This is a genomic window from Amaricoccus sp. W119 (assembly GCF_047275745.1).
Classification (GTDB): domain Bacteria; phylum Pseudomonadota; class Alphaproteobacteria; order Rhodobacterales; family Rhodobacteraceae; genus Amaricoccus.
Genome location: NZ_JBKQWU010000038.1, coordinates 1 through 19,385, shown reverse-complemented (window position 1 = coordinate 19,385; position 19,385 = coordinate 1). Strand labels below are relative to the sequence as shown.

Here is a 19,385-nt window from a genome sequence, read left to right as displayed (position 1 = left end):
TTGCGGGTCGCCGCCGCGGCTCCGGCGTCTTCGACGTAGTGCCCGGCCGCGGCTACCGGTTCCGACGGCCGGATCTCCCCTGGCTCCGCGCGTGCCGGGCGGGCCGGTCAAGGGCGCCGGCCTCCCGGTAGAACGCGATCATGCGGGCGATGGTGCCCTTCTCGCCGTAGAAGCGCGCCAGAAACGCCTGACCGGCCCGGGACATCTCCCGGCGGCCCCGCTTCGGGAGCGCGAAGGCCGTCGCGATCCCCGCCTCGATCTCCCCGACGCTTTCCCCGATCCTGAGGGCCGCGCCCGCTGCGAAGGCCGGCGACAGGTTGCAGGCCTCGGTCATCAGCACCGGCGTCCCCGCCTGCCAGGCTTCGAGCACCGCCATCGGCAGCCCCTCGCTCTTCGACGGCAGGATGAAGAAATCCGCCGCCGCGTAGCTTGCGAACTTGTCCTCGCCGTACTGGGGGCCGGCGTGGAGGATGTTGCCGAACCGCGCCGCGACCCCGGCCACGGTCTCCGCGAAATCGGGCACGTCGTCGAGCCAGCCGCAGAAGACGAGGAAGGCTCCGTCGCGAAAGGCCGGGTCCGCCGCGCTCCGCGCCGCCCAGGCCGCGCAAAGCTCCCGCCAGCCCTTCTTGTCGTGAATCCGGCCGAGGAAGAGGAACACCGTCCGGCCCGCCATCGAGGGCGCCCACCAGCGCGGCCGGGCCGAGGCGCGCGGCCGGTCGGGCAGGAAGTTCGGCACCTCGGTCACGGGTAACGCGCCCAGCGTCTCGGCGACATCGCCCGCCTCCTTCGGCGTCAGGACATGCAGCCCGGCGGCGGCGCTGAGGAAGCGGTCGTGGAACAGCGCCGAGAAGACCCGCTTGCGCCAGGGCGACCGCCGCGTGATCCAGCGCTCCAGCATCCCGTGCGGCGTCACGACATAGGGCCGCCCGGTCCGGCGATGCCAGCGCAGCGCCGCGAGGCAATGCAGCATCCAGAGCCCGTGGACATGCGCGAGATCCGCCTCCGCCCGGGCGAGGTCGCGGAACATGCCCGGCGCGAACCCGAGCGCCGCCGGCCCGCGCGCGGGATAGGCGCGGATCTCGATATCGCCCCAGCCCGCCCGATCCTCGGCGAAATGCGGCGTGCGTTTCGTGACGACCGAAACCCGGACGCCCGCGCGTGCGAGCCCGAGGGCGAGAACGCGGGCCGCTTCGGCGACGCCGCCACCCGCGCGGCAGATCGCGGGAATGACGACGAGGACCCGCGGAACCGGCTCGGGCGCGGCATCATCCGCCGCCTCCGGGGAGGCGATGCTCCGCTCCGCATGCATCGTTCCCGGCCCGTGCGATGATCCTGGCCGCGTCGTCATCCGGGCCTCTCGCCCTGGGCGGCCAGCGCCTGGCCGCGAATGCGCCAAGCGAGGCGGATATAGTTCAGGAACAGGATCGTCAGGGCGATCGATGTGCCGAGAGCGGCGCCTTGCGCGCCCCACAGCGGGATCAGGAAGAGATTGAACGCGACATTGGCGCCGGCGGCGACCACCGCCGCCCGCGCGAGTTCGCGACTGTGGCCGAGCGCGGTGAAGAGCGCGATGATCGGGCTGAAGAGGCCGGTGAGTGTCCGGCCCGCCTGCAGGATCAGATAGGTCGTCGCGACATCCGTGTATTGCCGCCCGAAGATGAGCGCGATCACGGGCTCGGCGAAGATGACGAGGGGGATCGTCACGACCGCCAGCGCGGCCGCCTGCAGCGTCATCGCGAACTTCAGGATACGCCATTGCGCCACGCGGTCGCCGCTCGCTCCGATGGCGATGAGCTTCGGGGCGAGGAAGATGAGCACGACCTCGGCCAGCAGGCCGGCGATGTAGCTCGTCCGCATGGCGACGCTGTACGCGCCGACCTCCACCGGCCCGGCCATCGGGCCGATCATGACGACATCGACCTTGTTGAGCAGGTGCCCGCCGCCCTGGGCGATCATCGACGGGATCGCGATCGCCATCAGCACGGCGATGTAGCGACGGCGCGGGAATGCTCCGATCGCGAAGGGCCCGCGGCCGTCGCTCAGCTGGCGTCTCGCATGCCAGATCGCCAGTCCGCAGGCGATGATCGAGGCCATGAGGATCGCGATGAGCCCGGTCATCAGGCTCAGTTCGCGGCTGCCGCGCACCAGGCTCCAGACCACCACCGCGAGGACGATGACGGCGTTGTAGGTGATGCTGTCGTGGACGATGCTCCAGTCGCGATGGTGCTCGATCGTGAAGATCATCTTGACCATCTGCCGCACCGCCGCCGCGAAGCAGCTCGTGGCGATGACGAAGAAGATGAGCGGCCCGATCGCGCCCCTCGTCTCCTCCATGGTGAGAGCGAAGAAGCCGAGAAGGACGGACGGCGGGATGGCGACGAGCAGGGAGAGGTTGAAGATCTGCCAGTTGCGACCGTATCGCTCGCGGCGGAGGTTGCGCGAATAATAGTAGCTCGACGCCGCCGCGAGCCCGAATGTGGTGATCGCCACGCTGAGCGGGCCGATGCCGAGCACGAAGAAGATGACGCCGGAGGTTTCGCGGTCGAAGAAGCGCGCGATCACCACCGAGGACAGCAGGGCGAGCAGCTTCGAGACGCCGAGCACGGCGATGAGCGGCGCGGATCGTCGCACGGTGCCGAGGACGCTCGATGCCGATCCGCCGGTCCCGGCCATCACCCGTCGCATTCCGGCTGGCGGTCCGGCTGGCCGACCACGCGGTCGAGATAGCATCGGATGCGCTCCGCGGCGTCGGCGAAGGCCGGGCCCGCGCCTTCCCGCGCGAACCGGTGGCCGGCGAGCCGTTCGAGATCGGGGACGGCGCGCGCGTCGGTGACGAGATCGGCCCAGCCGGCGTCCTCGAAGATCCCGCGGACCCTGGTCTCCTCCGGTTCGAGCAGGGCGACCGGCAGGGCGCCGTTCGCCGCCGCGATCAGAAGCGCGTGCAGCCGGTTGCTGAGCACGATCGCGCTCTCCCGATACAGTTTCTCCATCGCCGGCAGGCGCCCGACCGTTCGCTCCGACGGCGTTGCCACGGGCAGGCCGGCGGCGCGGGCGAGGGCGCGACAGAAGGAGGCGTCCTGTCCGGACTGCCAGGCGATCGCGGGTTCCAGCCCCCGGCTCCGCAGCACGTCGGCGGAGTGTGCGACGATACCGGCCACCTTGTCGACCGGTATGGTGGCTCGCCGTCGCGGCATGAAGAGTGCGAGACGACGCGGCCCGGCCTTCGGCTCCGTCGTCGGCAGCAGGAAGGCGAGATCGGGAACCAGCGGCGCACCGACACCGGCCCCGGCGAGGAGCAGCCGGGACCGCGAGTCCCGCACCGAGATCGCGCCACCCCGGCGCTGCGCGGCCCTCAGGAGCCAGGCCTTCGACGGCGAGATCGTATCGAACGAGGCGCCCACGAGCGCGAGGTTCATCCCGGGCAGCCGCTGAAGCGCGTAGAGGTAAACGTCCCGCCGGTAGTTCGAGCGCGGGTTCGAGACATCCCCGCGGGAGGTGAAGATGAGCGAGCCCGGTTCCCGGAGGCCAGCCTTCAGGATCGCGAGCGCGAACTGCCGCCTCCGGGGAACCACCGTGAGCCGCTCGGAAAGCCGCCCGAGGCCGGCGCGGATGCTCTCCAGATACCACCCGGGCACCCCGCTTCCGAGCCCGACGACCCGGCCCCGCCGGCAGAGCTCGCGGATCAGCAGCGTGTTGATGATCTCGTTCCCGAGGTTCTCGTACCGCGTCCGGAGTGACAGGAACGCGGTCATGGCGCGACGCCGGTCACGCGGGCGATATGCGCCGGCCGTTCCTCGGCGGAAAGGCCGCGCATGCCGAGTTCGATCTCGTAGATCTTGGAGCCGACGAGGAACCTGTACCAGAAGCCCTGCAGGAAATGATAGATCAGGCCGGGATATCCGTCGGCGAAGCCGATCCTGATGAAGTATCTGTACAGGAAATAGGCCAGTGACGAGATGTGATAGGGAACTCGGTCGTAGAGTCTCGTCTTGACGTATCTCTTGAACCGGGCCTGCCTCGACCCGCCGGACAGCCGCATCGGATCGGCCGCGTCGGTGCTTCGGTCGATCAGCGTCTGGACCGCTTCCCGGGTCGCGTAGCGATTGTGCTTGTCGATGAAATAGCCGAGGCCGTTCAGATTGTGATCGGCGAAACCGCCCTCGAAGACCACGACATCGCCGCCCTCGACGAGGATGTGCTCGTCCATCCAGCGATCCTCGACCCGGCCGTGCCCCGCGCGGAAGATACGCAGCATCAGGAGCGGGTAGCGCCCGCCGTGGCGAATCCAGCGGCCGAGAAAGATGTGCTTGCGCTTGAGGTTGACGCCCACCGTCTCCGGGCCGAGGGCCGGCAGCCGCTCGGCGATCTCGGCGGCGAGGTCATCCTCGATGATCTCGTCGGCGTCGAGCCGCAGCACCCAGGCGGTGTCGACGCCGCCATTGTCCATCGCCCACTGGAACTGTCTGGCCTGGTTGACGAAGGGGTGGCACATCACCTCGGCGCCGAGCCCGCGCGCGATCTCGACGGTGGCGTCGGTCGAGAAGCTGTCGACGACGAGGATGCGCCGCGAGATCCCCTCGACGGAGCGGATGGCACGCGCGATATGGATCGCCTCGTTATGGGTCAGGATGATCGTGGTGAGATCGGGCGTCATCGGATGCTACTCGAAATGCAGGATCTCCGCCGTCTCGCGGCGCGGCGAGCGCGCGGCGGAGACGGCGCGCGTGTGAAGCGGCTTGCCCGCGGCGATCATCATGATCACCCGCTGGTCCTTCGGGATGCCCCCGGCGGCGCGGATCGCGCGTTCCCGGGCATTCGTCACGGCGAGGTTGAGCGGACAGCTGGCGAGGCCGTGGGCGTAGAGCGCATAGACGAGGCACATCGAGAACAGGGCGCCGTCGACATAGAGCTGGTTGCGCTGCTGCGCGCCGCCCCAGGCTGCGAGATCGGAGGTTATGACGAAGAAGATTGCGGATGTCCCCGGCGAAGCCGCTGGCGCCTCCCTGCAGCGCCAGCAGCCGGGCGATCGTGTCGGGCGACTGATAGAACCAGGCGTGGCTGGACTGGCGGTTGCACTGCGAGGGGGCGGACTGGGCGAGTTCGACGACCGCGCGGACCCGGTCCCGGTCGAGCGCCGTGTCGGCGAAGGTCCGGCTGGCGAACCGCGAGGCGAGGAAGGCGGCGGGCGCGTGTCCCGCCACGTCGGCATAGGCGCTCGCGAAATGGCGCAGGCCGCCGTTCGGGGTCACGCCGAGGCGGGCGCGCCGTTCGGAAACATAGTCTTCCAGACGGGCGAGCAGGGGGTCGCTGACCCCGCGCGCGCGATGCGTCTCGGCATAGGTCGCGAGCGTGCCGAGCACCATCTCGGCGGGCAGCGGCGAGCGGCCGATGTCGTAGCGATCGAGTTCCGCCATCAGGAAATCGATCCTCGGCTGGCCGAACAGCGGTCGCGGATCGCGCAGCGACAGGCCCTTTTCGAGCGCGTGACATTCGATCAGCAGCTTGTAGAAACGCTGCTTCTGCCGGTCCTGCAGCGGCGACAGGCCGCAGAAGCGGAGATAGGCCCACATGTCCCCGAGGAATTCGGTGGCGAAACCGCCGAGCTTCCCGGCCCGGACCGCCAGCGCGCCGACGCGGCTCATGTCTCCGCCCCCCATCTTTCAGGATCGCGCCGGCGCGGCCGGAGCGGGCGGCAGACATGGCCCGCGCAGACCGTCCAGTCGGGCATGTCGCGCGTGACGAGGGAGCGCGCGCCGATCACCGCGCCGGTGCCGATCCGCACCCCCGGCATCACCATCGTCTCGGCCGCGATCCAGGCGTGATCGCCGATCCGGATCGGGCGGGTGACCAGCGGCCGCAGCGGCGAGGCCACATCATGCGTCCCCGCGCAGAGGAAGGATCTCTGGCTGATCGCGACCTTCGAGCCGATGCGGATCTTGGCCATCGCATAGCAATCGACCCGGTCGCCCAGCACCGAGAACTCGCCCATTTCGAGATTCCACGGCGCCCAGACGAAGCAGCTCGGCGCCACCTTCGAGCCGCGCCCCACTCGTGCCCCGAAGCGGCGCAGCAGGAAGAGCCGCCAGCCGTTCAGCAGTCCCCTCGGCGTCGGCCGGAAGGCGAGCAGGTAGACCAGCACCCAGATCTGCCGCAGCGCCTTCTCGCGTTTCGGGATCGTGTCGACGTAGCGGAGGGCGGCGAAATCGGTCATGCGGCGACCCGCGCGATCTGGTCCGCGAGCCAGCCTCGCCCCGTCGCCTGCATCGCGGCGAGGCGCGTCCCGGCCGCGCTCCAGTCGATCGGCGCCTCCAGCACCCGCCGGGTCCGCTCCCGGTCGGTGCCGTCGACGAAGCGGTCTTCGAGGCCGAGCGCCGTCAGGAGGCTCAGCGAACGCTCGTTCAACGCGCCGCGCGCGCCGGGCAGGGCCACGGTCACGAAGGGCTTGCGGAAGAGGATGCCGAAAACCGTGCCGTGGAAGGAATTGGAGACCACGTAACGCGCGCGCGAGACATGGGCGACCCATTCCGCCGGCGAGGGATGCACGGTTTCGCCGATCTCGGGCCAGCGCCGGTGCGGGTTGTCGGGCGACAGGATGCGCGCGCCGGTGAGGTCCCGCGCCGCCTCGGCCACCTGCCGGATACCCTGTCCGGTCCGGAGCGCATAGCAGAAGACGTGACCCTCCCCGACATCGCCGCCCCGCGCCGCGAGGTCGCTGTAATCGCCGAGCAGGATCGTTGGATCGGGCACGCAGGCGACATCGGCGCGGCCGGTCAGCCGCGACACGATCGCGGCGCCGCTCGGCTCGCGCACGGACAGGCCGTCGAACTCCCGGAGATGACGCGCCGCCTCGGTCTCGTAGGTGGCGTCGAGCGATGCCCGCCCGAGGCTCGGCGCATAGGAGACGCGGCGCGTGTTCCGGGCGCGGGGAAGGCTCAGGTAATAGACCGGGTCGATGCCGTACTGCTGGCTGGGTGCCCAGATCTGGTCGGAACCGCAGATCAGCAGGTCCGGCCGCGTTTCCGCGAGAAAGCCGTCGACCTCCTCCCTGGTCCGGAACCTCGGTCCCGTGATCCCGAGATCCTCCGCCTGGAAGGCCGCGATCTTGGCGGCCTGCTCCTTCTCGCCGAAGAGCCGCCGCCGCGCCGCCGCGGCCTTCAGGTAGAGGATCTTCGCATTGGCGCGGATCGCGCGGCGGCCGGTCGGAACCCGGAACCCGCCGCCGTTCTCGACATGGCTCGGGTGGTAGTTGACGAACTCCGCCTCGACACCCAGCCGCCGCAGCCAGGTGCGGAGCCCATACGCCTGCATCATGGCGCCGAAGTTGTCGCTGAAATGATATGTCAGAATTCCAGCTCTGACCGAGCCTGTTATCTGCCCGTTCATTCCGATATGCCCATTACCGTACTCGACTCTACGCGATGATTATCGTGATTTATTTATTATATTCATCACGACATTTTCATCGATCCTCGAGTACACGAGGTAGATATATATCGAGATGGGAATTTTGTTAGAGTGTTTATTTGTCGCAGCATGTCAGAGCGATACGATCTGGTACCAGATCCTCCGCCCCCCGGGACCGCGCCGGCGGGTCCCGGTGCGCCCCTGGAGCCGGTGCTGCCCGGTCGCACGTCGCACGCCGCATGCCTCGAAAGGCACGATCTTGCGAGAAGGCCTCTCGATCTCACATGGCCGACACGGGGCGGCACGCGACCATCCGAGCGCGATCTGGAACCGACCGCCCCCACCACTCCCGGGACGGCGCGCTTCCGGCTCATGGTCACGTCAGGGGCAGGGTCAGGAGCAAAGCGCCGGCGAGGCCGATCAGGGTCGCCGCCCAGACCCGGCCGCCCGGCACCTCGTGGTCGCGATTGAGCCAGGTGTTGACGAAGATCCGGAACACCAGCGAGAGGCGGTGGATCGGCGCCACAACCGACACAGGAGCGAAGGCGAGCGCCATGTAATTGGCCATCTGCGACACGCAGACGAGCACCCCCGCGCCGGAGAACCACCGGAGCGAGGTCGCCGAGATCGACACGGTTTCGGCCATCGTCTCCTGCGTCGCGAACGGCCTCGGGGTCTCGGTGGTGCCCCGGGTGGCGATCGCCGATTGCGCGGCGCCGCTGGTCAGCGTGCCTTTCGGCGCGCCGCCGCTCTTACGCCGGATCGGTCTCGTGGAACGCCAGGACGGTGCCCGCGCGATGCTGATCTCGGAACTGCATCGCCGGCTTCTCACCGCCGGAGGCGCCTGCGCCGTCGGCGGTGAGGATGACGCCGAAGCCGGCAGCGAAGCCTAGACCGCCGCTCTCGGATCGTGCTGCGCGAGGCGCTGGAGCAGGTAGTCGACCTCCGCCCGCGCCGTCGCCGAGAGCATCGGCCCGGGCTTGCGCTGGACGTCGCAGGCGATGATGCCCCGGCGCATCAGCACGTATTTGCGTACCGAAAGCCCGATGCCGGGCTGCTGTTCGTAGCGGATCAGCGGCAGATGCGCGTCGAAGAGGTCATGCGCCGCGTCGCGCGCGCCCTTCGCGTGAAGCCGGGTGAGTTCGACCAGCATCTCCGGAAAGGCATAGCCGGTCATCGCCCCGTCCGAGCCGCGTTCGGGTTCGAAATCGAGGAAGAGCCCGCCATTGGCCGTCAGGATCGAGAAGGGCCGCAGCCGCCCCTCGGCCTGTAGCTTGCGCAGCGCGCTCAGCTTCTCGAGCCCGGGCCAGTCCTCGGCCTTGAGCATGACGCAGGACGGGTGCTCGGCCATGATCCGGGCAATCACCGGCACCGACAGCACCACGGAGAGCGTCAGCGGATAGTCCTGCAGCGCCCAGGGCACGTCGGGGCCGATCGCCTCGACGGCCTGGACGAACCAGGCCGCGATCTGCTCGTCGCTGCGCAGATGCGGCGCCGGCGCGATCATGACGCCGGCGGCGCCCGCCTCCATCGCCTCGCGGGCGAGGCTCCGCATCGCGGCGAAGCCGGGGGCGGAGACGCCGACGACGACCGGCACCTTCGCGCGGGCGACGACCCGGCGGGCGATGGCGCGCGACTCCTCGGGTTCGAGCTTCCCCGCCTCGCCCATGATCCCGAGGATGGTCATGCCGGTCGCGCCCGCCGCCTGATAGAAGTCGGTCAGCCGGTCGACGCCATCGAGATCGAGCCGCCCGTCCGGGTGAAACGGGGTCGCCGCGATCGGATAGACGCCCTTCGTCGCGGTGCCGAAGCTCATCGCGAGGCTTTCCACGCCGCGTAGCGCGCCTTCGTCTCGTCGTTCATCGGGTAGAGGCCGGGCAGGGGGACGCCTCGGTCGACCTCGGTCATGATCCAGGCCTCCATCGCCTCCTGCTCCGGCGCCTCGGCGAGCACCGCGTCGAGGAAGGCGGCCGGGATCAGCACGGCGCCGTCGTCGTCGGCGACGATCACGTCATCGGGGAAGACCGCGACGCCGCCGCAGCCGATGGGCTCCTGCCAGCCGACGAAGGTGAGGCCGGCGACGGAGGGCGAGGCGGCGATGCCGTCGCACCAGACCGGCAGTTCCGTGCCGAGAACGCCGGCCGCGTCGCGCATCACGCCATCGGTGACGAGGGCCGTCACCCCGCGCCTGACCATGCGCGCGCAGAGGATGTCGCCGAAGATGCCGGCGTCGGCGACCCCCATGGCGCCGGCGACGACGATCACGCCCTCGGGCATCGCCTCGATCGCCGCCCGGGTCGAGATCGGCGCGCCCCAGCTCGCCGGCGTCGCGAGATCCTCGCGGGCGGGCACGAAGCGGAGCGTGAAGGCGGGGCCGACGAGGCGGCCCTGGCCGGGGCGGATCGGCATCGTGCCGCGCATCCAGACGTTGCGCAGGCCCTTCTTCAGGAGGACCGTCGTCAGGGTCGCGGTCGAGACGCCCTTCAGGATTTCAACGGTCTTCGGATCGAGTGCCATGGTCATTTCCCTTCAGATGCTGGCGATCAGGCCGCCGTCGACGCGGAGGATCGATCCGGTGATACAAGGCAGCGCGCGCTGGCGAGAAACGCCACGGCGTCGCCCGTGTTCCGCCGGCGCATCATGACGGCCGACCGGAAAGCCGCCTTGTCCTGTCTTCGGACCACGGGGAAACCGTTGATCGACACCCGCTTCCCCGAGACCTTCGCCAGCTTCATCGAGCATGGCTTGGTCGCCGAGTCCAGCGGCGGTCGCGCAACGGACGCGGGCGCTCGGAGAGCCGATCGGCGTCCCCCTGCCAGTGCGCGCCGGCCGGCAGGTCCGGCCTTCGGACGCGGGCCGTGCGATCCTCGAACGGAACCGCGACCCAGACCTGCGCCGGCTCAAGGGCTTGGGCCGGCCCGCGCGTCCGGAGGATACCCTTTGCGAGCCGATTGCCCATTGCTGCTCGATCGGCTCGGGGCCTCCGCTGGCATCGATCTCGCGGTCCGCCAGCGCGTGTCGAGCGTGTCGCCAGGGGAGATCACCGGGCTCCTCCGTCGCGTGCCCCGCGCGAGAGGGCCGGGCGGCGCGTGCCGGGGTGGGTCAGTCGGCCGGGTTCAGGGTCAGCAGTCCGAGCTCGGCGAGGATCAGCCTGGTCGTCCTGACCTCCGTCGCGAGCTGCTGCTCCAGGGCCCGGCCGGTCAGGTAGCTGTCGCGCCAGCCGCGTGCCTCGAGCGCGCGGCTCCAGGCGGCCGACCCGGCGAGCTTCTCGATATCGGCCGCGATCCCGGCTTCCTCATCCGGGGTGATGCCCGGCGGCGCCGCGACCATCCGCCAGTTCTCGAGTGCGACGTCGATGTTCAGTTCGCGCAAGGTGGGCGCGTCCACGCCCTCGATCCGCCGCTGTCCCGCGATCGCGAGCAGGCGCAGGTTGCCCGCCCGGATCTCGCTCTCGAACTCCGCGAGGCCCGAGATGCCGACCATGACCTCGTTGGCCTTGAGCGCGGCCACCGCCTCGCCGCCGCCGGAATGGGGGACGTAGTCGATCTGCGTCGGGTCGACTCCCACCGCCTTGGCGATCTTCGCGGCGAGGATGTGGTCGACGCCCCCGGCCGAGCCGCCGCCCCAGACGACCCAGCGCGGGTCGGCCTTCAGCATGACGACGATGTCGGCCATGCTCCGGATGGTGCTCGACGCCGGGACGACGATGGCTTCCTGCTCGCTGGTGAGCCGGGCGATGGGCGTGACGGCGTCGAGGTCGATCGGCGAATGGTTGGCGATGATCGCGCCGACCATGACCGAGCCGCCGACGATCAGCTCCCGCGGATTTCCCCGTGCCTCCCGGACGAACCGGGCAAGGCCGGTCGTGCCTCCGGCGCCGGGCACGTTCACGACATCGACCTGTTCGGAGATGCCGTCCTCGATGAGCGCGCCCTGCATCGCGCGGGCGGTCTGGTCCCAGCCGCCGCCCTCCGCGGCCGGCGCCATGATCGTGTAATCCGCGCCCCAGGCGGGCATCCAGCTGATGATGAGCGCGGCGGTGGCCAGTCGTAGCATGTGAATCCTCCCGTTATGTTGGCACGGGACCCGCCGCGCATGAAGGGCGCCACGCGCGGCGGGCCCGCTCTTCCGCCGGCGCGTGGCCGGCGGAGTCCGGAGCGCCTTGGTTCAGACGCCGTGGGCGCACTGGGACGCCGGTGTTCTCGTGTCCATGTTGCGGCCGCGGTTGAGATGGTCGTCGATCTCGGCGGCGGAGCCGATCATGCGGCCGTAGAGGAAGACGGTGAAGGCGGCGGTTTCGAGTTCGCGTTCGCTGAGGCGGCCGGCCTGGTAGTCGGGCCAGAGCAGCGCGAGCAGGAGCGCGGCGATGACCGCGTCGACGTTGACGCAGAAGACGTAAGGGCTGGCGCCTTCCTCGTAGAGCGCCTGGACGAGTTCGCGGTAGAAGGCGTGGAACACGTTGTAGCGCCCGGCCTCGGCCATGTACTCGGCGACGAAACGCTCGCGCGGGTCGTGGTTGACCGGCTTGCCCTTGAAGATCGGGTGATGCACGCCGGGGAGCGCGCGAAGCTCGGCGCCGACCTCCTTCGAGGCCTTCTTCTCGCGCCGGTAGGCCTTCGCGAAGTCGCGCGCCATCGCCTTGAGGTCGATGCCGTGGCCGGGATCGCTCGGATCGGTCAGTCCCTTGTCCTTGAACTGGTCGAGCAGGAAGGCCATGCCCTCGTAGCCGTTGCCGCCATGGCTGTAGCCGCAATGGCTGAGGAAGCCGATCATCGCCTTGTTGATCTGCACCCGGCCCGGCGTCTGCGGACCGTCGGCGGCGACCGCGCCCTTGGCGCCCTGGGCCGAGATCGAGCCCGGGCCGTTGGAGATCAGGAGCCCGACGAGGATGCGGAGCGGCAGCGCCTCCTCCTCCGTCGGCTTCTTGCCGGTCATGGCGAGGAAGCAGAGATCGGCCATGGTCCATTGCCCGAAACGCTCGTCGCGCGGGATGCCCCGGAGCGAGCCCGGCTGATGATGCTCGCCCGGAATGGTCGCGCCGACCATCACGCCGTAGAGCCGGAGATACCAGGGCAGCGTCTCGGCGGTCAGCCGGGTGATGCGCTTGCGCATGAGCGGACCCCAGGCGATCGTCGTCGCGATCGCGGCGAGGATCGCGTCGCGGCTGAGCCGCTCGCCGAAGCCTCCGAGATACTTCAGGAAGGCCGACTTGCCACCGCGCGCCTCGATCGCGCGCAGCATCGCCTCGGGGCGCGGATCATCGGCCTCCTCCGGCGTCGCGCGGAAGAGCGCGCGGGTCGCGTCGTCCATGACGACGGCGGAGGTGTCGAAAGCCTCGTCGCGGCCATCGCGCAGCCCGGAATGGGCGAAGGCGTCGATCAGCGCCGCCGAGCAGGCGAGCGCGCGCTCGACCCGTTTCGGCCCGGTGATCGCGGCGGCGACCGCCATGATCGCGTTCGGCGCGTTGCCGGCCTCGCGCGCCGCGTCGGTGGCGACGAGGATCGGGTCGCCGACGAGGTTCACCTCGGCCGCCACCGCGACATCGAGCAGCGCCCGGTCGTTCTCGTCGGCGATCTCGTGCACGAGCGGCAGCGCGAAACAGGCCTCGAGCGGGCGCAGCGCCAGGTCGAGCACCTCATGGCCGTGCACGCTCGTCACCTGGGTCTTCGGGTCCATGACGCTGGCGCCCGATTTGTCCTTCATCGTCTGGCGCGCGACCACGGCGCCGACCTGCTGGCCGAGCCGGCCGATCTGCCCGGCATAGGGTTCGGGCGCCGTCACCACGTCGAGCGCGATCTCCGGCGGCAGCCGCAGCCCCTGGTCGTTCGCGATCCAGGGCTTGAGCTCCAGGTCGCCGCGCGGCGCGAAATCCGGCTCGGAGCCGTTGAGCTTCATCACGGCGGTCAGCGCGGCGGGAATGTCGGCGATATTGGTGACGACCGCGCCCTTCTTCGAGACGACGGGATTCTCCGGCGTGAAGATCGCATCGACGCCGAAGGCCTCCATGAACCAGTCTTCCTTGTCCTCGGCCTTGTCGCCCGAGCCCGCCATCGCGCCGGCATGGCCCACGGCGCGCGTCAGCTTCGACTTCCAGCGGCCGACGACGCAGGCGACGACCGGCTTGGTCCATTCGATGCCGCGCTCGTAATAGCCGCCGGGCTCGGCATAGAGCACCGCCGCCTTGGAGCGGTCGTCGGCGGCGAAGGCGCGGGCGAAATCCGGCGCGGCGTAGTGGATGTAGACATCCTTGCCCGAGGAGATCAGCGTCGTCGTGCCCCAGCCCTCGGTGCCGAGATACTGCGCGATCGTCGTGGTGAAGCCGCCCGAGTTCGAGAAGATCGCCACCGACCCCTTGATGAGCGATTCCGCCGGATGGTCGCCGCCGAGCGCGCCGCCGATCCTGACCCGGTTCCAGCTGTCCGCCACGCCGAGGCAATTGCCGCCGATGATGTCGACGCCGTTCGCCTGCGCCATCGCCCGAATCTCGCGCGCGTCATGGACGGCGATCTTCTCGGTGATGATGACGATCTTGCGAAGCTCGGGGTTCACCCGGATCAGCTCCGCCACGCCGTCGCGCACGCCCGAGGGCGGCAGGTAGACGACGCCGGTGTTGAACGCATGCCCGGCCTCGAGACCTTCACGCACGTTGTTGAAGATCGGGATATCGCCCTCGGAGGTCTTCAGGACCTGCCCGGCGCGGCCCGGCGAGGTGCCGAAGACCACATTGCCGCCCGAGAAGACATGGCTCGTCGGCGTCACCTGCCGGCTCTCGCCGCCGGCGATGTTGAGCACGCAGACCCGGTCCTCGCGGGTCGCGATCTCACTGAGCGAGCGCAGTCCGAGATAATAGGGGATGCCCTGGATTCCCTGGTGAAACATTTCGCTTTCCTCTCCCGCGCGCATCGACCGTCCGAGGGGACGGGACGCCGCGCCTTGATATGTCGGTGTTCGTTCGGGCCTGTTCGGACCCGTTCCGTGGCTCAGGCCTGGATCTCAGGCGGCGTCGGCCTTGATCCCGAGGCTCGCGGCGATCTCCGCGCGGCCGCCGGCGCGCATCCAGTCATCGACCCGGCGGGCGTAGTTCACCACCTCCGAGATCGCACTGTCGAAGCCGAAGAAGCGGTAGGGCAGGCCGAGCGCCTCCAGCGTCTCCGCGAGATTGCCCATGCCGCGCACGAGGTTGGGGCCGCCGCGGCCGACCACGACATAGAGCGGCGTCGGCCCGTGCGCCGCGAAATGCTCCCTGAGCGCGTCGCCCATGCCGCGGAAGGTCTCGTGGATATCGGTGTTGTTCGACTTGCCGCCGATGATGAAGAGCACGTTGGTTTGCTTCAGGAAATGCCGGTAGCAGATCGAGGCGACCGATTTCATCTTCTCGTAGGGCGGGTTGCCGCCGAAATCCGAGGAGATGATCGCAGCCTCGCCCAGCACCTCGGTCACGAGGCTGTTGGCGCCGCCGCCGAAGGTCGGCGCGAGGATCGTGCCCTGTTCGTTGATCACGAAGACATCCGACTGGCCCTGGTGGGTGCGGAGCTGGTTCACCTCCTGCTCGAAGGCCGAGACATCCGAGGCGAAGAGCTGGTCGGGCAGGCCGAGGCGGGCGACGCGCGCATCGTCGCGGTCGAAGCCGCATTTGAAGTCGCAGGCGATCGGCGTCAGCCGCCCGCCCTTGCCCGGCATCATCCGGATCGGATTGAGCTCGAGCGTCGTCATCCCGTAGTGATGCACCAGTTCCCAGAGCTTCGGCAGGTGCTGGACCAGCGGCGAGATGATCTCCTTCGGCGCGCCGATGTCGGTCAGCGCATTGGCGACCACGAAGGCCTTCAGGCCGGTCAGCGCCTCGAAGGGCACCGTCGCCACGTCGGATTTCGGCAGTTCCTCGATATCCATGCCGCCGCGATGCGTCAGCGTCATCGTTGGCGCCCGGTAGCGCGTGTCGTCGGTGATCGAGAAATAGACCTCGTGCTCGGCCGGGACGCCCGCCTCGAAGGTGACGCCATTGGCCTTGGCGCTTGCGTTGCCGTGGCGGTGCTCGCAGAAATAGAGCCGCTCCTTCTCGGCCAGCGCCTCCTTCAGCGTCCGCGCCTTGCCGACCAGCCCCGCCTTGCCCTTCTTGCCAACCCCGCCCCGGAACACCGGCTTGATGAAGATCAGCCCGTGCCGGTCGATCAACCCCTGGATCTCATCCTCGCCCGCGTCCGGCCCGAGAACCTCCGAAGCCGGAAATCCCACATGATCCAGCAGTTGCGACCCGTAAAGCATCCCGTTCAGTTGCATGAGGTGATTCCATCCCTTCGATTGATCTGTCGCGACTTCTACCGGCCCAACCTGTCACCGTTCTGGCGATCCGCGCTTCATCGCGCCGGTCTTTTCATCCGCCCCGCGGCGGGCGAGCCTTCTCGGGGCGGCCCGGAGACCGCCCCGCTCCGTTCAGAAGATCGGCAGCGCGCCGGTCAGGACCGCGGCCACGAGCATGACACAGGCGAGCAGGATCGCCCATTTGAGACTGAAGCGCTGGTGCGCGCCGAACTCGACCTCCGAAAGACCGGTCAGCACATAGGCGGCCGGCACCAGCGGGCTCAGCATGTGCACCGGCTGGCCGATCAGCGAGGCGCGCGCCATGACCTCGGGCGGGATGCCGTATTCGGCGGCCGCCTGGGCGAGCACCGGCACGATCCCGAAATAGAAGGCGTCGTTCGACAGGAAGAAGGTGAACGGCGCCGAGATCACCGCGGTGATGAGCGGCAGGTAGGGCCCGGCCTCCGTCGGGATGACGTTGACGACGCTCTTCGCCAGCGCGTCGGTCATGCCGGTGCCCGAGAGGATGCCGGTGAAGACGCCCGCGCCGAAGACCACGGCCACCACCATCAGCACGCTGCCGGCATGGGCCTCGATCCGGGCCCGCTGTTCACGGATGCGCGGGAAGTTGACCGTCATCGCGATGGCGAAGCCGAACATGAAGACCAGCGCCAGCGGCAGCACGTCGGCGACGAGCAGCATGAGAATGGCGCCCGTCAGGGCCGCGTTGAAGATCTTGAGCGCGCCCGAGCGTTCCACGACCGCGCGGGTCGAGGCGGCGGCGGCGGCGCGGGCCTCCTCGGCCGCGCCCTCGGCGCCGCCCTCGAACCGGATCACGCCGAGCCGGCGCCGCTCGCGCAGGCCGAAGTAGACCGCGATGAGCACGGCGGCGGCGCAGGTGATGATGATCGAGGGCAGGAGCGGCAGGAACACCTGGCTGGCATCGACATTCAGCGCGGCCATCACGCGCGCCGTCGGCCCGCCCCAGGGGGCGATGTTGATGATCGCGTTCGGGAACACCGTGACGGCGGGCAGGATCAGCGGGTTGATCCCGAGGCGGCGGTGCAGCGGCATCATCGCCGTGACGACGAGCAGGTAGGTGGTCGAACCGTCGCCGTCGAGCGAGATGATCATCGACAGGAGCGTGGTGCCGACGATCACCCGCAGCGGGTCGCCATGGCAGACCCGCACCACGTAGCGCACCAGCGGATCGAACAGGCCGAGATCGATCATCAGCCCGAAATAGAGGATGGCGAAGAGCAGCAGCACCGCCGTCGGCGCGATGCCCTTGATGCCGGTCATCGCCATGTCGGGGATTTCCGGCCCGAAGCCGCCGAGCAGCGCGAAGGCCGCCGGAACGACGATGAGGGCGACGAGGGCCGAGAGACGGCCCGTCATGATCGCCGCCATGAAGACGATGATCATGCCGTAGGCGAGCAGCGTTATCACTATTTCCTCCCTTTCCCGCCTGGCGGGATTTCCGTTCGCAGGTCAGACCGGGCAACGCGTCGGACGACGCGGGCGCCGGATCGGTCGGGGAGGAGGGACGGTGGCCCGGGCCGCGCGCGGCATCCGGGCCTCCGCCGTGCCGGGCCGCCCGCGCGCGACAGGCGGCGCGAACAGCGGATAAGGCACCCTCATGTCACGTTCCGACAGGAGCCCGACGTCTCTCCCCGATCTTCATGGGGAGACCCCTAGCCGGTCGACCTGTCATGGAACTGGCGCCGGCGAGCGCGGGGCGATCTTGCTCCCCATGCCGCCCAACACCCCGGATGCGCCGCCCCGCGCGGCGAGGCCGCGGGACCTCGGCGATCCGGGCCACGATGCCTTCGCCCGCCGCCGCGCGGCCCTCGTCGGAATAGACGAACTTGGTAGATCGTCTCCTGGCTGACACGGGGAGCGCGGCCGCTTCGAAACGCATGCGGCCGACGATCTGCCCGCCGATCTGCCCGCCGATCTGCTCAGGGCTCCAGCCCGCGGGATGGCTGAAGCGCATCTTCATTCAGGATGTCCTTTCGCTTTCCAACATCCTGTCAGATCTCAAAAGTCGCAGTGCAGATTAGCGGGTGCCCGTGTACGGGATAATATCCCGTAAGATGTATTATGTTTTATAAGTACTGAACTCCACCAGATCAGGCTTTGACCTTGATCCGTCACCAACCGCGCGCTCCCAGCTCATCGAAGGACATGACTTCGACCACTCGATGCGCCGCGCTCATGGCAACATCGCTTTGGCGACAACGATGATCCGGTCTGGCGATCTCGCGCAAGCTCGACACTCCCCGGACCTCATGACGCGACGGATCAAGATCAGCGTCCCGGACCCGGAAACCCTCGGCTTGAAGGTCGCAGGTGGGAGTTCCCACCCTGCGCTCGCTTTCAGGATCCAGGGACGGGGGGCCAGGCTATAGCTCAGCCGCCGCCGCCCGATACGCCGCCGAGCGGCTCCGCCGGCGGGACGAGATCATCGATCTTCTGCTGCGCGGGCCTCGATAGAGATCCTCAGCCGCCCGGTGCGGACATAGGAGAGATAATAGTCGAACGGCCGCCCCGCGTCGCTGACCGAGAGCGACTCGACGAGCAGCAGCGGCTGGCCGACCTCGCAGCGGAGGCTTTCCGCCACCTCCGCCGGCGCGGATACCGCCATCAGGTCGCGCCGCGCGCTCTGGATGACGATGCCGATCTCTCGCAGCGTCCGGTTCAGCGACCCCTCGCCGCGCAGCACCGGCCGCCCCTCGAGGTCGCGGCCGATGTCCTCGGGCAGGTAGTTCGTGGAATGCATAACCCATTCGCCATCGAGCGAGCGGGCGCGTTCGAGCGCGAAACCCCGCGCCCCCTTCGGCAGCCTCAGCCTTTCGCAGACCTCCTCCGGCAAGCTCTCGAACCCCGCGCGCAGCACGCGGGTTTCGACGACGCGCCCGGCCTGTTCGGAACTGACTTCGAGAAAGCCGCGTGTCACCTGCAGGGTCCAGCCGTCGTCGCCCTGCTCGGCGACGAAGGCGCCCCGGCGCGGGACCATGCGGATCAGCCGCTGTTCCTGCAGGCTCCGAAGCGTCTCCCGCACCGTCGAGCGGGAGAGGTCGTAGGTTCGGCAGAGATCGCTCTCCGAAGGCAGCCGGTCGTTCGAACGAAGCTCCCCGGAGTCGATCTGGGCGCGCAGGATCTCCGCGAGCTGCAGATAATAGGGCGTCGCCGCGTCGCGGTCGATCTCGGTCATGCGCGCATCCATCCCGTGCCGGTGTCCGTACTTGAGATACAAGGATAAACGTCGGTGCGCCAGCGGCCCCGCGCGCCCATACCCCGCATGCCCATGCCACGGGCGCCCATGTCCCGGGCGCCCGTGGGGCCTCTATGCCCCGGGCGCCTGTCCGTCCGCCGCGAGCGCCTCGAAGAGGCGGGCCACGCCCTCGGCGCCGGGATCGGGGATGCCCGCGAGATGGCCCGCCGGCACATAGGCGCTGCGCCCGGCCCGCGCACCGGACATTTCCGCCGTGGCATCCGCGCCCGCGCGGGCGGCGGCGGCGGCGGCGGCCATCCCCTCGCCCGCCGCCAGCGCGTCGAGCGCGGGTTCGAGCGCGTCGATCATCGTCCGGTCGCCACGCGAGGCACCGCCGAGTTCCTTCATCCGGTCGAGCCCGCGGCGCAGCGCCTCCGCGGGGGCGCCGCCCGCTTCGGCGTGACGC

At 69.3% G+C, this 19,385-nt stretch carries 18 protein-coding genes; 1 reads left to right on the top strand and 17 read right to left on the bottom strand.

Features of this window, described 5'->3' with window-relative positions:
* Nucleotides 1-52 precede the first annotated feature (52 nt).
* The 8 genes from ACLJK8_RS16055 to ACLJK8_RS16020 all read right to left on the bottom strand — a co-directional run bounded on the left by ACLJK8_RS16055 (nucleotide 53) and on the right by ACLJK8_RS16020 (nucleotide 7,972).
* Entirely contained in the window at nucleotides 53-1,348 is a 1,296-nt protein-coding gene (locus tag ACLJK8_RS16055; RefSeq protein ID WP_413151358.1) for a glycosyltransferase, read from the bottom strand.
* Nucleotides 1,345-2,673 (bottom strand): oligosaccharide flippase family protein, encoded by a 1,329-nt coding sequence (locus tag ACLJK8_RS16050; RefSeq protein ID WP_413151357.1) that lies wholly within the window; start codon nucleotides 2,671-2,673, stop codon nucleotides 1,345-1,347. The genes ACLJK8_RS16055 and ACLJK8_RS16050 overlap by 4 nt, the downstream gene beginning before the upstream one ends.
* Nucleotides 2,673-3,752: a polysaccharide pyruvyl transferase family protein gene (locus ACLJK8_RS16045; RefSeq protein ID WP_413151356.1), complete on the bottom strand. Its 1,080-nt coding sequence runs from the start codon at nucleotides 3,750-3,752 to the stop codon at nucleotides 2,673-2,675. Before ACLJK8_RS16045 ends, ACLJK8_RS16050 begins: the two co-directional genes overlap by 1 nt.
* Entirely contained in the window at nucleotides 3,749-4,654 is a 906-nt protein-coding gene (locus ACLJK8_RS16040) for a glycosyltransferase family 2 protein (RefSeq protein ID WP_413151355.1), read from the bottom strand. Before ACLJK8_RS16040 ends, ACLJK8_RS16045 begins: the two co-directional genes overlap by 4 nt.
* Complete coding sequence (locus ACLJK8_RS16035) at nucleotides 4,617-5,642, bottom strand: nitroreductase family protein (protein WP_413151354.1); 1,026 nt, start codon at nucleotides 5,640-5,642, stop codon at nucleotides 4,617-4,619. Before ACLJK8_RS16035 ends, ACLJK8_RS16040 begins: the two co-directional genes overlap by 38 nt.
* Nucleotides 5,639-6,211 (bottom strand): colanic acid biosynthesis acetyltransferase WcaF, encoded by a 573-nt coding sequence (locus ACLJK8_RS16030; protein ID WP_413151353.1) that lies wholly within the window; start codon nucleotides 6,209-6,211, stop codon nucleotides 5,639-5,641. The genes ACLJK8_RS16035 and ACLJK8_RS16030 overlap by 4 nt, the downstream gene beginning before the upstream one ends.
* On the bottom strand, nucleotides 6,208-7,311 hold the full coding sequence (locus ACLJK8_RS16025; protein WP_413151352.1) for a polysaccharide pyruvyl transferase family protein: 1,104 nt from the start codon (nucleotides 7,309-7,311) through the stop codon (nucleotides 6,208-6,210). The genes ACLJK8_RS16030 and ACLJK8_RS16025 overlap by 4 nt, the downstream gene beginning before the upstream one ends.
* Before the next feature lie 469 nt (nucleotides 7,312-7,780).
* Nucleotides 7,781-7,972 carry a hypothetical protein gene (locus ACLJK8_RS16020; protein WP_413151351.1) on the bottom strand — a complete coding sequence of 64 codons (192 nt, stop codon included), beginning with the start codon at nucleotides 7,970-7,972 and terminating at the stop codon, nucleotides 7,781-7,783.
* Here ACLJK8_RS16020 and ACLJK8_RS16015 point away from each other — a divergent pair.
* Nucleotides 7,965-8,297 carry a LysR substrate-binding domain-containing protein gene (locus ACLJK8_RS16015; protein ID WP_413151350.1) on the top strand — a complete coding sequence of 111 codons (333 nt, stop codon included), beginning with the start codon at nucleotides 7,965-7,967 and terminating at the stop codon, nucleotides 8,295-8,297. The genes ACLJK8_RS16020 and ACLJK8_RS16015 overlap by 8 nt on opposite strands.
* Here ACLJK8_RS16015 and ACLJK8_RS16010 read toward each other — a convergent pair.
* The 9 genes from ACLJK8_RS16010 to ACLJK8_RS15970 form a co-directional block, all read right to left on the bottom strand.
* Nucleotides 8,294-9,220, bottom strand: coding sequence for a dihydrodipicolinate synthase family protein (locus tag ACLJK8_RS16010; protein ID WP_413151349.1), 927 nt, complete (start codon nucleotides 9,218-9,220; stop codon nucleotides 8,294-8,296). The two genes, ACLJK8_RS16015 and ACLJK8_RS16010, sit on opposite strands and share 4 nt — an antisense overlap.
* Entirely contained in the window at nucleotides 9,217-9,921 is a 705-nt protein-coding gene (locus ACLJK8_RS16005) for a ribonuclease activity regulator RraA (RefSeq protein ID WP_413151348.1), read from the bottom strand. Before ACLJK8_RS16005 ends, ACLJK8_RS16010 begins: the two co-directional genes overlap by 4 nt.
* Nucleotides 9,922-10,506: 585 nt before the next feature.
* Nucleotides 10,507-11,460, bottom strand: coding sequence for a Bug family tripartite tricarboxylate transporter substrate binding protein (locus ACLJK8_RS16000; protein WP_413151347.1), 954 nt, complete (start codon nucleotides 11,458-11,460; stop codon nucleotides 10,507-10,509).
* Between the two features lie 111 nt (nucleotides 11,461-11,571).
* Nucleotides 11,572-14,283, bottom strand: a complete 2,712-nt coding sequence (locus ACLJK8_RS15995; RefSeq protein WP_413151346.1) for a hypothetical protein — start codon at nucleotides 14,281-14,283, stop codon at nucleotides 11,572-11,574.
* Nucleotides 14,284-14,397: 114 nt separating this feature from the next.
* A complete protein-coding gene (locus ACLJK8_RS15990) occupies nucleotides 14,398-15,681 on the bottom strand; it encodes an ATP citrate lyase citrate-binding domain-containing protein (RefSeq protein WP_413151345.1) in 1,284 nt (427 codons plus the stop codon).
* Between the two features lie 153 nt (nucleotides 15,682-15,834).
* On the bottom strand, nucleotides 15,835-17,151 hold the full coding sequence (locus tag ACLJK8_RS15985) for a CitMHS family transporter (protein WP_413151344.1): 1,317 nt from the start codon (nucleotides 17,149-17,151) through the stop codon (nucleotides 15,835-15,837).
* 193 nt (nucleotides 17,152-17,344) lie between these two features.
* Entirely contained in the window at nucleotides 17,345-17,704 is a 360-nt protein-coding gene (locus ACLJK8_RS15980; RefSeq protein WP_413151343.1) for a hypothetical protein, read from the bottom strand.
* Nucleotides 17,705-18,166: 462 nt separating this feature from the next.
* Nucleotides 18,167-18,919 (bottom strand): GntR family transcriptional regulator, encoded by a 753-nt coding sequence (locus ACLJK8_RS15975; RefSeq protein ID WP_413151342.1) that lies wholly within the window; start codon nucleotides 18,917-18,919, stop codon nucleotides 18,167-18,169.
* Nucleotides 18,920-19,051: 132 nt separating this feature from the next.
* Nucleotides 19,052-19,385, bottom strand: a 334-nt coding sequence (locus tag ACLJK8_RS15970; protein ID WP_413151341.1) for a DAK2 domain-containing protein, incomplete at its 5' end; no start/stop codon positions are given.

Bases quoted from the DNA above. Each gene is read 5' to 3' on its own strand.
- ACLJK8_RS16025 (WP_413151352.1), bottom strand. From the start codon at position 7,311: ATGATGCAGGCGTATGGGCTCCGCACCTGGCTGCGGCGGCTGGGTGTC.
- ACLJK8_RS15975 (WP_413151342.1), bottom strand. From the start codon at position 18,919: ATGACCGAGATCGACCGCGACGCGGCGACGCCCTATTATCTGCAGCTC.
- ACLJK8_RS16040 (WP_413151355.1), bottom strand. From the start codon at position 4,654: ATGACGCCCGATCTCACCACGATCATCCTGACCCATAACGAGGCGATC.
- ACLJK8_RS16045 (WP_413151356.1), bottom strand. From the start codon at position 3,752: ATGACCGCGTTCCTGTCACTCCGGACGCGGTACGAGAACCTCGGGAAC.
- ACLJK8_RS15980 (WP_413151343.1), bottom strand. From the start codon at position 17,704: ATGAAGATGCGCTTCAGCCATCCCGCGGGCTGGAGCCCTGAGCAGATC.
- ACLJK8_RS16050 (WP_413151357.1), bottom strand. From the start codon at position 2,673: ATGGCCGGGACCGGCGGATCGGCATCGAGCGTCCTCGGCACCGTGCGA.
- ACLJK8_RS16010 (WP_413151349.1), bottom strand. From the start codon at position 9,220: ATGAGCTTCGGCACCGCGACGAAGGGCGTCTATCCGATCGCGGCGACC.
- ACLJK8_RS15995 (WP_413151346.1), bottom strand. From the start codon at position 14,283: ATGTTTCACCAGGGAATCCAGGGCATCCCCTATTATCTCGGACTGCGC.
- ACLJK8_RS15990 (WP_413151345.1), bottom strand. From the start codon at position 15,681: ATGCAACTGAACGGGATGCTTTACGGGTCGCAACTGCTGGATCATGTG.
- ACLJK8_RS16035 (WP_413151354.1), bottom strand. From the start codon at position 5,642: ATGAGCCGCGTCGGCGCGCTGGCGGTCCGGGCCGGGAAGCTCGGCGGT.
- ACLJK8_RS16000 (WP_413151347.1), bottom strand. From the start codon at position 11,460: ATGCTACGACTGGCCACCGCCGCGCTCATCATCAGCTGGATGCCCGCC.
- ACLJK8_RS16020 (WP_413151351.1), bottom strand. From the start codon at position 7,972: ATGGCCAATTACATGGCGCTCGCCTTCGCTCCTGTGTCGGTTGTGGCG.
- ACLJK8_RS16005 (WP_413151348.1), bottom strand. From the start codon at position 9,921: ATGGCACTCGATCCGAAGACCGTTGAAATCCTGAAGGGCGTCTCGACC.
- ACLJK8_RS16055 (WP_413151358.1), bottom strand. From the start codon at position 1,348: ATGACGACGCGGCCAGGATCATCGCACGGGCCGGGAACGATGCATGCG.
- ACLJK8_RS16030 (WP_413151353.1), bottom strand. From the start codon at position 6,211: ATGACCGATTTCGCCGCCCTCCGCTACGTCGACACGATCCCGAAACGC.